The organism is Nonomuraea sp. NPDC050643 (genome assembly GCF_040654715.1).
Lineage (GTDB): Bacteria > Actinomycetota > Actinomycetes > Streptosporangiales > Streptosporangiaceae > Nonomuraea.
This window is the reverse complement of sequence record NZ_JBFAIM010000087.1, coordinates 1-11,408: the sequence shown is the minus strand read 5'-3', so window position 1 is coordinate 11,408 and position 11,408 is coordinate 1. Positions and strand designations below refer to the sequence as shown.

General features: G+C 68.9%; 10 protein-coding genes. 9 read left to right on the top strand and 1 reads right to left on the bottom strand.

Going from position 1 to position 11,408, the window contains the following annotated elements:
- The first annotated feature begins 8 nt into the window (after window positions 1-8).
- The 8 genes from AB0I15_RS58720 (at window position 9) to trxA (ending at window position 8,965) form a co-directional block, all read left to right on the top strand.
- The gene (locus AB0I15_RS58720) at window positions 9-533 is read left to right on the top strand and encodes a YbaK/EbsC family protein (protein WP_358117672.1); all 525 of its coding nucleotides are present in this window, start codon (window positions 9-11) and stop codon (window positions 531-533) included.
- Between the two features lie 50 nt (window positions 534-583).
- Window positions 584-2,701 carry a DUF6049 family protein gene (locus AB0I15_RS58715; RefSeq protein WP_358117669.1) on the top strand — a complete coding sequence of 706 codons (2,118 nt, stop codon included), beginning with the start codon at window positions 584-586 and terminating at the stop codon, window positions 2,699-2,701.
- Window positions 2,698-4,302, top strand: a complete 1,605-nt coding sequence (gene murJ / locus AB0I15_RS58710) for a murein biosynthesis integral membrane protein MurJ (RefSeq protein ID WP_358117667.1) — start codon at window positions 2,698-2,700, stop codon at window positions 4,300-4,302. The genes AB0I15_RS58715 and murJ overlap by 4 nt, the downstream gene beginning before the upstream one ends.
- Before the next feature lie 166 nt (window positions 4,303-4,468).
- Window positions 4,469-5,989 (top strand): protein kinase family protein, encoded by a 1,521-nt coding sequence (locus AB0I15_RS58705; protein WP_358117664.1) that lies wholly within the window; start codon window positions 4,469-4,471, stop codon window positions 5,987-5,989.
- A 15-nt stretch (window positions 5,990-6,004) separates the two neighbouring features.
- Window positions 6,005-6,640: an RNA polymerase sigma factor SigM gene (gene sigM / locus AB0I15_RS58700; protein ID WP_138693272.1), complete on the top strand. Its 636-nt coding sequence runs from the start codon at window positions 6,005-6,007 to the stop codon at window positions 6,638-6,640.
- Entirely contained in the window at window positions 6,630-7,562 is a 933-nt protein-coding gene (locus tag AB0I15_RS58695; protein WP_358117662.1) for a hypothetical protein, read from the top strand. The genes sigM and AB0I15_RS58695 overlap by 11 nt, the downstream gene beginning before the upstream one ends.
- A gap of 145 nt (window positions 7,563-7,707) precedes the next feature.
- Window positions 7,708-8,640: a thioredoxin-disulfide reductase gene (gene trxB, locus AB0I15_RS58690; protein ID WP_358117659.1), complete on the top strand. Its 933-nt coding sequence runs from the start codon at window positions 7,708-7,710 to the stop codon at window positions 8,638-8,640.
- A 10-nt stretch (window positions 8,641-8,650) separates the two neighbouring features.
- Window positions 8,651-8,965, top strand: a complete 315-nt coding sequence (gene trxA, locus AB0I15_RS58685) for a thioredoxin (RefSeq protein WP_358117656.1) — start codon at window positions 8,651-8,653, stop codon at window positions 8,963-8,965.
- A 134-nt stretch (window positions 8,966-9,099) separates the two neighbouring features.
- Here the strand turns inward: trxA and AB0I15_RS58680 are convergent, their stop codons facing one another.
- On the bottom strand, window positions 9,100-9,717 hold the full coding sequence (locus tag AB0I15_RS58680) for a GNAT family N-acetyltransferase (RefSeq protein ID WP_358117654.1): 618 nt from the start codon (window positions 9,715-9,717) through the stop codon (window positions 9,100-9,102).
- 269 nt (window positions 9,718-9,986) lie between these two features.
- On the opposite strand from AB0I15_RS58680, the gene AB0I15_RS58675 reads away from it, so the two are divergent.
- Entirely contained in the window at window positions 9,987-11,219 is a 1,233-nt protein-coding gene (locus AB0I15_RS58675; RefSeq protein WP_358117651.1) for a PLP-dependent aminotransferase family protein, read from the top strand.
- Window positions 11,220-11,408: the final 189 nt, after the last annotated feature.

Below are 11,408 nucleotides of genomic sequence, written 5' to 3'. Positions count from 1 at the left end.
AGGACTATATGAAGGACGCCCTCGCGATCCACCGCTGGCTCCTCGCACACCAGGTCCATCATGAGATCGTACGCCTTCCGCGCCCCATGACATGCGCGGAAGAGCTGCCTGAGACGGTCTCCGCGGCGCCCGGGCGCTGCCTCGTGGTCACCGTGCTCGAGGTCACCACCAGGGTCGGGCGCGAGGCCGTCGTCGGCGTCACCGCCCCCGTCTCCGCACCGCCCCGGCCGGGAGCCGTCGGCGGGCTGCTCGGCGCGCGGCAGGTGCGTCCCGCCCCCGCCCACGTGGTCAACGCGATCACCGACTACGCGGACGGGCTGGTGTGCCCGCTGCTGCTGCCCGAGTCGATGCCGATGTTCATCGACGACCGTCTCTCCGCGGACAACGAACCGATCTTCACCGCCACCGGCGAACGCCATACGGCACTGTCCCTGCGCGCCCTCGACCTGCTGACTCTTCTGCCAGGCAAGATGGTGGACCTACGGGGGCCGCGGCCCAAAGGAACTCGTGCGGCGGTCGCGCGACGGCACTGAACCCGTACCATTGCGGGCGTGCGTCGTCGTAGACCAGCTCGGGCATCCGCGTGATCCGTAAGGCCACGCTGCTCGCCACGCTGTCCGCCGCGTTGCTCGCCCCGATGGTGGCGGCGGCGCCGAGCGCGGCTGCCGTGAAGCCGAAGACGGCCGCGGCCGAGGCACGCCGGCAGACCATCTCCGTGTCGATCACCTCGATCACCCCGGACGTGCCGAAGAGCCTGACCGACGTGATCAAGTTCACCGGGACGATCCGCAACGACACGGGCACGCCGCTGTCCAACGTGTACATCCGCCTGCGCTACGACGCGCAGCCGTTCACCGACCGCGCCACCATGGCCGCCTTCCAGACCGACCAGAACCAGGCGACCCTGCCGCGCAGCGTCTCGTCGAACTCCTCGATGGTGCTCCCGCTCGTGGCCGCCGGCTCCTCGGAGCGCTGGGAGTTCACCGCGACCCCGGTGCAGCTCGGCTATCGCTCGTTCGGGGTCTACCCGATCGCCGTGGACGTGGCGCCCAACGGCGTGTCCATGCACTCGCAGCGCACCTACCTGACGTACGCGCCGCCCTCGGTGCCGAAGCCGCCGGTCAACAGGCTGGCCATCGCGGTGCCCGTCATCGACCAGCCACACCGGGCCACCGACGACCTGTTCGTGGACGACAAGCTGAGCCAGTCGCTCACCGGTAAGGGCCGCCTGGCCGACCTGGCCGGTCTCGCGCGGACGGCGCCCAGCAGCGTCACCTGGGTCGTCGACCCCGCGCTGCTCGACGACCTGCAGAAGATGGCCACCGGCGGATACAAGGTCAGGACGAAGGACGGCGAGCAGAAGAAGCCGGCCAACGCCGAGGCGGCGCAGTGGCTGACGAGCATGCGCACCGCGCTGGCCAGCTCTCCGGTGGTCGCGACCCCCTACGCCGATCCCGACGTGGCCGCGCTCGCGCACCAGGGGCTCGACACCCAGACCAGGCGGGCGATCGACCTGGGCGGGCAGACGGCCAGGGCGCTGATCAACCGCGACGCGAAGACCAACATCAACTGGCCGGCCGCGGGCGTCCTCGACGCCGACGCGCTCGACCTGCTCTCGGTCAGCGACGTCAACAGGGTCCTGCTCAACTCCACGAACCTGCCGCCGGTGACGCCCACCACGACCACGCCCGACGCCGCCACGACGCTCGACTCGGTCAAGGGCCCGGTCACCGCGCTGACCGCCGACCCCGAGCTGAGCCGGCTGTTCGAGCCGACGGGGGCCACCTCCGTCCTGCTCAGCACCCAGCGCTTCATCGCCGAGACCGCGATGATCGCCACGGAGCCCGGCCAGGTCACGCCCAGGTCGCTGGTCGTCGCCCCCTCGCGGCGCTGGGACCCGAACCCGACACTCGTCGCCGCGCTGATGAAGGCCGCGAACCGGCTGCCGTGGCTGCGGCTCACCACGCTGGAGTCCATCAAGCCGAGCAAGGCGTCGGTCCCGCGGGCCGGCCTGACCTACTCCGACCAGGAGCGCAAGGAAGAGCTGAGCGCCAAATACCTGACGCCGATCAAGGAGACCTGGTCGGAGGCCCAGCTCACCGCCCTGATCACGGGCCGGACACAGTCGAGCTTCGACGCGGCGGTGCTGCGGCTGACCTCCTCCGGCTGGCGCAACGGCACGCGGGCGGGCCGCGCGGTGACCAAGCTGGTCGGCTCGGCCGTCACGGCGAGGACCGACGAGATCCAGATCACCGGCGCCGGTCCCGACCGGCCGCGCACCCTGGCGGGCAGCAACGGCGTCGTGCCCATCAGCGTGAAGAACTCCCTGGGCACGCCCATCTCGCTCTTCATCGACGTCACGTCGAACAACCCCGGGTTGTTGCAGGTCACCTTCGAGCAGAAGGAGCCGTTGCAGATCGGCGGCGGGCAGAGCGGCACGGTCCAGGTGCCGATGAACGCCGCCCCCGACGTCAGCGGTGACGCGACGGTGACCGTACAACTCCGAACCTCCGACGGCCAGCCGTACGGCAAACCGCAGCGGCTGACGGTCCGCACCACCGGCTACACCGGGATCGCCCTCGTGATCGTGGGCGCGGCGCTGACCGTGATGCTGGCCGCCGTGGTGCTGCGGGTGCTGCGGCGCAGGTCGGAGCGCAAGCTCGCACGCGCCGCCAAGTCCCGGGAGAGTGAGTCCGTATGAGCCGCATGCTTCGGGCCGGCGCCATCATGGCGGCCGGCACGATGGTGTCCAGGGTCACGGGGTTCGTGCGGACGATGGTGCTCGCCTACGCCATCGGCACGGCGGCCCTCGGCGACGCCTACAACGCGGCCTACGCGATCCCCTACAGCATCCTCGACCTGCTGCTCCTCGGCGTGCTGAGCAGCGTCATCGTGCCGATGATCGTCCGGGCCCAGCAGCACGACTCCGACGGCGGCCGGGCCTACGAGCAGCGGCTGCTGACGCTCTCCACGGTGGTGCTGTTCGTGGTGGCGGTGGCCGCCGTGCTGGCCGCGCCGCTGCTGATCGACCTCTACACCGACTGGGACGCGGGCAGCACGAAGTACGAGGTCGCGGTCATGCTGGCCCGCTTCATCCTGCCGCAGCTCGCCTTCTTCGGCGTGGGCGCGGTGGCCGGGGCCATCCTCAACACCCGCGACCGATACGGCGCCCCCATGTGGGCCCCGGTGCTCAACAACCTGGTCGTCATCTGCGTGTTCGTGCTCTACGCCATGATCGGCTCGGGCAACGACGTCGACGCGGTCACCACCGGCGACCTGGCGCTGCTGGGCGTCGGCACCACGGCCGGCATCGTGGCCCAGGCGGCGGTGCTGATCGTGGCGCTGCGGCGGGTCGGGTTCACCTTCGTGCCCCGCTTCGACCTGCGCAACGCCCGGCTGGGCGAGATGGCCAAGGCCGGCGTCTGGACGATCGGCTACGTGGTGGTCACCCAGCTCGGCTTCCTGCTGACGACCAACCTGGCCAGCTCGGCGGGCAACGTGGTCGACGGGCACGGGATCAGCGCGTACACGCTGGCGTTCCAGCTTTTCCAGCTTCCGTACGGCGTCATCGGCGTCTCGGTGATCACGGCCATGCTGCCGCGGATGAGCCGGGCCGTGTCCGACGGGCGGTTCAACGACGTTCGCGGTGAGTTCGGGTCGAGCGTGCGGCTCGTCTGCTCGCTCATGGTGCCGGTGTCGCTGCTGCTCATGGTGCTCGGCCCGGCGATCACCGTGCCCATCTACGGCCACGGCGCCAACAGCGTCGCCGACGCCGTCTACATCGGCAACGTGCTGCAGGTCTACGGCCTCGCGCTGGTGCCGTTCGCGGTGTTCCAGCTCCTGCTGCGGGTCTTCTACAGCTTCGGTGACACGCGTACGCCGGTTTTCATCGGCGCGGGCACGACCGTGGTCAACGCCGTGCTCATGATCTTGTTCTACATGGCGTTGCCGGCTCGCTACGCGGTGATGGGGCTGGCGCTGGCGTACGCGATCGCGTACGCGCTGGGCGCCGTCCTGGCCTGGTGGCTGGCCAGCCGCCGGGTCCAAGGGCTCGGCGGCTGGGACATCGGCATGGCGTTGACCAGGATGTATCTGGCCGCCATGCCCACGGCGGTGCTCGCGCTGGCCGCGGTGTGGATCGTCACGGGGGTGTTCGGCGGCCTCGGGTTCCTCAACTCGCTGATCGTGCTCGCCGTCGGCGGCGGGCTGGGAATGTTGCTCTATCTCGGTGTTGCCCACAGAATGCGCATTCCGGAGGTCAACTCGATCGTTGGGATGGTCGCGAGGCGGGTAGGTCGGTAAAGAACGCGGGCGGAATCGACTCGGCACTACCATTGAGCCCGACACGCGCGAATGGAAGCAGGAGGGGCGTGGGCGGATCCACCCGGCATAGCGTGCCTTCGTGGGACACCACCACGCAGGTGAGTCGAGTTATGAGCACGTCCGATCGGCCTAGCGGAGTGAGCCAGTGAGCAGCACGTCGGCCGTCGAACCCGGCACCCGTCTCGCCGAGCGCTTCCGGCTGGAAGACCGCGTGAGCGAGTCGGAAGGCGCCACGTTGTGGAAGGCCATCGACGAGATCCTGGCCCGTCCCGTGGCCGTACTCACCTTCGCGCCCGGTTTCCCCCGCGTCCACGAGGTGGTCACGGCCGCCCGCGCCGCGAGCCGGCTGACCGACCCGCGCCTGACGCAGGTGTTCGACGCCGCGGAAGACGACAAGGCCGCCTATGTCGTCAGCGAGTGGGTCACCGGCGAGACGCTGACCGACCTGCTCGCCTCGGGGCCGCTGGAGCCCGAGCGCGCGGCCGGGCTGGTGGCCGAGGCCGCCGAGGCCCTCGCCCACGCTCACGAGGCCCAGCTCTACCATCTGTGCCTGCAGCCCTCGCACCTGGTGTGGACGACCGGCAGCACGGTCAAGGTGCTCGGCGTGGCCGTGGACGCCGCCATGTACGGGCTCACCACCGACCAGCCCGCTCTCGACGACGCCGAGGGCCTGGGCCGGCTGTTGTACGCCGGGCTGACCGGTCACTGGCCGGGCGACGAGGAAGAGGGCGGCCTGCCCGCGGCCCCCATGAACGATGGCCACTTCTGCACACCCCGCCAGGTCACCGCCGGCGTCCCCGGCTACCTCGACGCGGTCACCGTGCGGGCGTGCCTGCCCGAGTCCCGCAGGGGCCAGGGCGCGCTGACGAGCCCGTCCGAGGTCGCCGAGGCGCTGGCCGACGTGGCCAAGCCCATGCCGATCCCGATCACCTACCCCTCGACCCCCGCGGTGGCCTCCGCCTCCCACACCGAGGGCCTGGACATCGCGCACCGCCCGCAGCGCACCTCTCCCCCGCTGCCGCCCGCGCCGCGCCGCCCGGCCAACCACGGCGGTGGCGGCAGCGCGCTCAACCGGGTCCTGATGACGCTGGTGGTGCTGCTCGTCATCGCCGCCGTCGGCGTCGGCGCGTGGACGATAGGGCGCAGCCTGGGCAGCCCGACCGCGTCCGAGACCCCGACCGCCGGCCCCACCACCTCGACCTCCGCCCCGGCCGCGGCCCAGGTGGTCAAGCCGGACAAGGCCCGGGGCTTCGACCCGCTCGGCGACGGCGACGAGAAGACCGACATGGCGAAGCTGGCCATCGACGGCAAGCCCAGCACGTTGTGGAAGACCGAAACCTACACCAGCGCCGACCTGGGCAGACTCAAAGACGGCGTGGGCCTGCTGCTCGACATGGGCAAGTCCATGCAGATCAGCGACGTGGTGGCTACGCTGTCGGAGGCACCCGGTGCCACCGTCGAGCTGAAGGTGGGCGACTCCCCCGAGCTCGGCTCCCTGAAGACCGTGGCGACCAAGAAGAACGCCGCAGGTAAGACCACCCTTGCCCCCGGTGAGGCGGCAACGGGTCAGTACGTTTTGATCTGGTTTACACGCGTTCCGACGGATGCAGGCACTTTTCATGGCACCATCTATGAGGTAGTGGTGCACTCTCCCGGATCGGCATAATCAGGAAACTCTCTTGTGAACTCCCCACCCGAGACACCTTCAGCAGCGGAGCGGCCGGCGGTCACAGACGCCGAGCTGCTGACCGCGCACATCAACGGGGATCCACACGCCTTCAGTGAAATCGTCAAAAGGCACCGCGACCGCATGTGGGCGGTCGCCCTGCGCACGCTCGGTGACCCCGACGAGGCCGCCGACGCCGTGCAGGACGCCTTCGTCTCCGCATACCGCAAGGCCGCCACGTTCCGCGGCGAGGCCGCCGTCACGACGTGGCTGCACCGCATCGTGGTCAACGCCTGCCTCGACAGGATGCGCCGTAAGTCCGTCAGGCCCGTCGCCGACGACGAGCTCATCGAGGCCGCCGAGCGCGAGACCCCGCTGCCCGACCAGACGGTCGAGCGTGAAGTGTCAATGGAGGTTTCGGCTGCTCTCAAACTGCTGCCCAACGACCAGCGAGCGGCGCTGGTGCTGGTCGACATGATGGGCTACTCGGTCGAAGACGCAGCTCAGGTGCTCCAGGTGCCCAGCGGCACCGTGAAGAGCCGGTGTGCGCGGGGACGCGCGAAACTTGCCCCAATTCTTTCGCATCTGCGGAACCGAACAGACCTCAATCGCGTCTCATCCGCGAAGGGAGCAGAACTTCGTGACGGGTGATACGCACTACGATCTGGAAATCCTGGCCGAGTTGGCCGAGGGTCTCCTGGACGTCGGCAAGGCACGCCAGGTACGCGAGCATCTCGCGGTCTGCGACCCCTGCGGGGAGCTACTGGCCGACCTGGCGGCGGTTCGCGAGGTGCTCGCGGCGACCCCAACACCGGCCATGCCGATGGGTGTCGCACTGCGCATCGACAAGGCCCTGGCCGCCGAGGCGGACTCCAGGCGCGGCGGAGGTGTCGGCCTCGCGGAAACACCGGACTGGGATGAGCTCATGCGGGACGCGCCGTGGGAGCGACCGGTCGAGGTCCCGAAGCCGGCCTTCGTTCCGGAGCCGGCCTTCGCGCAGGCTACCGAGCCGGTGCGCCTCGGCGTGGTCTCCGACGACGGCGCCATCGTCCCCGCCAGGAGCAGGACCTCACGGCGGCGGCGCTGGGCGATGCCCGCGGTCGCGGCCGCCGCGGCGGCCGTCGTGGTCGGCACGGCCGTGGCCTCCACCAACCTGCTGGTGGCAAGCGGCGGTGACACCGGCAGCAGTGTCGCTGCTCCACCGATGGCGGAGCAATCCCAGTCGCCGACCCAGCCGGAGAAGACCAAGCAGGCGGCCAGGGCCTACGCGCTGACCGACAGCGGCCACAACTACAGCGACCATGAGCTGCGGATGCGGCTGGGCAGCTTCCTCGGCCCGGCTCCCGCCCTGCACAGCGACTCCGACGACGCCGGCCAGGCCGCCAAGTGCGTGACCGCGGTCTCCAACCGGAGCAAGCTCGACGTCTTCGCGGTCGACCAGGGCCAGTACAACGGACAGGAGGCCCTCATCGTGGCCTCGTGGAAGCAGCGGGCGGCCAAGAAGGTGCGCATCGACATCGTCGACCCGTTCAACTGCAAGAACCTGCGTAAGCCCGCACTGGGCCGCTGGTAACCGAAATCGTGGTCAGAGCCCGCTTCGGCGGGCTCTTTCGGTTGCCCTGAGCGTTGTCTTGAGCGTTGTTGGGTAGTGCGGGAATCACGACGGCCTAGGATCTGTTGTCGCCGGTGGCAACAGCAGACGAGGAAGGCGTGGAGCGTTGAGCGACGTTCGTAACGTGATCATCATTGGATCCGGCCCAGCTGGCTACACCGCGGCCGTCTACTCCGCGCGCGCCGAGCTTCAGCCGCTGGTCTTCGAGGGCTCCGTCACCGCGGGTGGCGCACTCATGAACACCACCGATGTGGAGAACTTCCCAGGGTTCCCCGACGGCATCATGGGCCCCGACCTCATGGACAACTTGCGCAAGCAGGCCGAGCGGTTCGGCGCCGAGCTGGTGGCCGACGACGTGATCGAGGTCGATCTCGAGGCCAACCCGAAGGTCGTCAAGACCTACACCGACACCTACTACGCCAAGTCCGTCATCCTGGCCATGGGCTCCGGCTACCGCGAGCTCGGCCTGGAGAACGAGAAGCGGCTGTCCGGCCGCGGCGTGTCCTGGTGTGCCACGTGTGACGGGTTCTTCTTCCGCAACAAGGACATCGTGGTCGTCGGTGGCGGCGACACCGCGATGGAGGAGGCCACGTTCCTGACCAGGTTCGGGCGCATGGTGACGGTGGTGCACCGCCGCGACTCGCTGCGGGCCAGCAAGATCATGCAGGAGCGGGCGCTCGCCAACGAGAAGATCCGCTTCATGTGGGACTCCGAGGTCGTCGACGTGCTCGGCGACAGCAAGGTCGAGGCCGTCAAGCTGCGCAACGTCAAGACCGGCGAGGAGTGCGAGCTGGCGACCGACGCGCTGTTCCTGGCGATCGGCCACGATCCCCGCACCGATCTGGTCAAGGGGCAGATCGACCTCGACGAGAACGGTTACGTCAAGGTGGCCTCCCCGACCACGGAGACCAACATCGACGGCGTGTTCGCCGCGGGTGACGTGGTCGACCACATCTACCGCCAGGCCATCACCGCGGCCGGCACCGGCTGTGCGGCCTCGCTCGACTCAGAGCGCTGGCTGGCCAACAACGAGAAGTAAGGAGCGCACCGTGAAGGCTGTCACCGACGCCAATTTCGAGGCCGAGGTTCTCAAGAGCGACAAGCCCGTGCTGGTCGATTTCTGGGCCGAGTGGTGCGGTCCGTGCCGTCAGGTCGCGCCCATCCTTCAGGAGATCGCCAACGAGCACGGCGACAAGCTGGAGATCGTCAAGCTGAACATCGACGAGAACCCTGAGGTTCCGCGCCAATACGGTGTGCTCCAGATCCCGACGCTGAACGTCTACAAGGGTGGCGAGGTCGTGAAGCAGATCATCGGCGCCAAGCCGAAGGCCATGCTGCTGCGCGAGCTCGAGGGCATCATCTAAGACGCCCTAGGTGGCCCGCCCTGCCGGGCGGTGTGCTCCGACCGTCGAAAGCCCCTCGCCTCCGCGGGGGGCTTTCGCATGTCGGTCGCGGCGTGCCACGCCCAGGCGTTCGCGTACGAGGCTCTCAGGAGCCGTCAGACGGGACGTAGGGCGCGTTCCGGACTCATGGAGCCGAGAAGCCGCTCCAAGGCCACCTCGACGTCCTCACGCCACGAGACGGCGGTCTTGAGTTCGAGTCGCAGCCGGGGAAATCTCAAATGCGGGCGTACGGTCTTAAAACCCACAGAAAGCAAGTATTCCGCCGGAACTACGCAACTAGGCTCTTCCCACTTCAAATCTCCGAAAGCTTCAATGGCCTTCACGCCGCGCCGCGTCAGGTCTTTGGCCACACCCTGGATCAGCATCCGCCCCAGCCCGCCACCGGAGAACTCGGGAATGATGTGCGCCGTCATCAGCAGCACCGCGTCGGCGCTCACCGGCGAGGTGGGAAAGGCGACCGAACGAGGGCTGTAGAGCGGCGGGCTGTAGATCACGAACCCCGCGGGCACCCCGTCGACGTAGGCGATTTTCCCGCAGCTCCCCCATTCGAGCAGCGTGCCGGAGAGCCAGGCTTCCTTCTCCAGCTCCGGGTCGCCCGACTGCACCGCGCGCTCCCCGCTGACGGGGTCGAGCTCCCAGAACACGCACCGCCGGCAGCGGCGCGGTAGGTCTTCAAGATTGTCCAGGGTTATGTTGACCAGCCGGCGCGACAACTACGGCCCCTATCGTTGACCCGGAAAAGCGCGCGAAAACCGCGTCCACAGGTGGCATCGTAGCTCAGGGAAGATGCCGCCAGCGGACACCACGACGGTCGAGCCCGGTCACGTACGACATGTCCGGCTGGCGTAATCTGGTATTTCGGTCCGATATGACACCTAGGAGGTGGGCCGTGACAGAAGAGCTGGATCACGGTCAGACACCCGCGACCCAAGGGTCGCGCATCGACGCTTACGTCGATCGGTACGCCGCACGAGCTACCGGGATGGTCGCTTCCGAGATCCGAGCTCTTTTCGCCGTCGCATCGAGGCCAGAGGTGGTCTCGCTCGCCGGCGGCATGCCGTACGTCACGGCTCTTCCCCTCGACATGGTCGGCGAGCTGGTCTCCGATCTCGTCACCAGGCGCGGCCCCGTCGCGCTGCAGTACGGTTCCGGCCAGGGTGACCCGCATCTGCGCGAGCAGATCTGCGAGGTCATGCGGCTGGAGGGGATTCATGCCGGGGCGAACGACGTGGTCGTCACCGTCGGATCTCAGCAGGCGCTCGACCTGATCACCCGGATCTTCATCGACCCGGGCGACGTGGTGCTCGCCGAGGGCCCTTCGTACGTGGGGGCCTTGGGGACATTCGCCGCCTACCAGGCCAAAGTGGTTCACATCGCCATGGACGATCAGGGCATTGTGCCCGAATCGCTGGCGCAGACCATTTACGCGCTGGAGACGGCCGGGGCGCCCATCAAGTTCCTCTACACGATCCCGACCTTCCACAACCCCGGCGGCGTCACGCTGAACATCGCCCGCCGGCAGCAGGTGCTCGACATCTGCCAGCGGGCCGGGATCCTGATCATCGAGGACAACCCGTACGGGCTGCTCGGCTTCGACGGTGAGCCCATGCGCGCCCTGCGGGCCGACAACCCCGACGGCGTCGTCTACCTGGGCTCGTTCTCCAAGACGCTCGCCCCCGGCTTCCGTGTCGGGTGGGCGCTGGCGCCGCACGCCATCCGCGACAAGCTCGTGCTCGCGATGGAGTCGGCGGTGCTGTCCCACTCCTCGTTCACGCAGCTCGCCGTGGGCCAATACCTGACCACGCAGCCGTGGCGGGAGCAGATCAAGACGTTCAGGGAGCTCTACCGTGAGCGCAGAGACGCCCTCCTTGACGCTCTCGAATCGCTCATGCCGCCGGAGGTCACGTGGACCCGTCCTGCGGGCGGGTTCTTCGTCTGGGCGACGCTGCCGGAGGGGCTCGACTCGAAGGCGATCCTGCCGCGGGCGGTGGCGGAGCGGGTGGCGTTCGTCCCCGGGACCGGGTTCTTCTCCGACGGCAGCGGGGCCCGGCACATGCGGCTGTCCTACTGCTATCCCGAGCCCGACCGCATCCGCGAAGGCGTACGACGGCTCGCCGGGGTGATCGATCAGGAGATGCAACTGCGCGACACCTTCGGCACGGCGTCGGCCCGCGACCACCAGGGCGTCGACACCCCGGGCCCCGATCTGGCCTAGCCCGTATCACCGGCCGGGGGCCGGCGCCACCTTTCGGTCACCACCACACGACCCGAAGCCACGGCGCCGGCCCTGCGGCTTTCTCCGGTCCTTTCGCACACCTACCCCTGACGCGGCGACGCGCCGGGAGCGGCGACGCGGCGGGCGGCGGGCGGCGGGCGGCGGCTGGCCAACGTGCGCAAGCACGCG

What these genes read in the sequence shown, in the direction of transcription:
- AB0I15_RS58720 (WP_358117672.1), top strand. Translation starts at nt 9, where the DNA reads ATGAAGGACGCCCTCGCGATCCACCGCTGGCTCCTCGCACACCAGGTC.
- murJ (WP_358117667.1), top strand. Translation starts at nt 2,698, where the DNA reads ATGAGCCGCATGCTTCGGGCCGGCGCCATCATGGCGGCCGGCACGATG.
- AB0I15_RS58675 (WP_358117651.1), top strand. Translation starts at nt 9,987, where the DNA reads ATGGTCGCTTCCGAGATCCGAGCTCTTTTCGCCGTCGCATCGAGGCCA.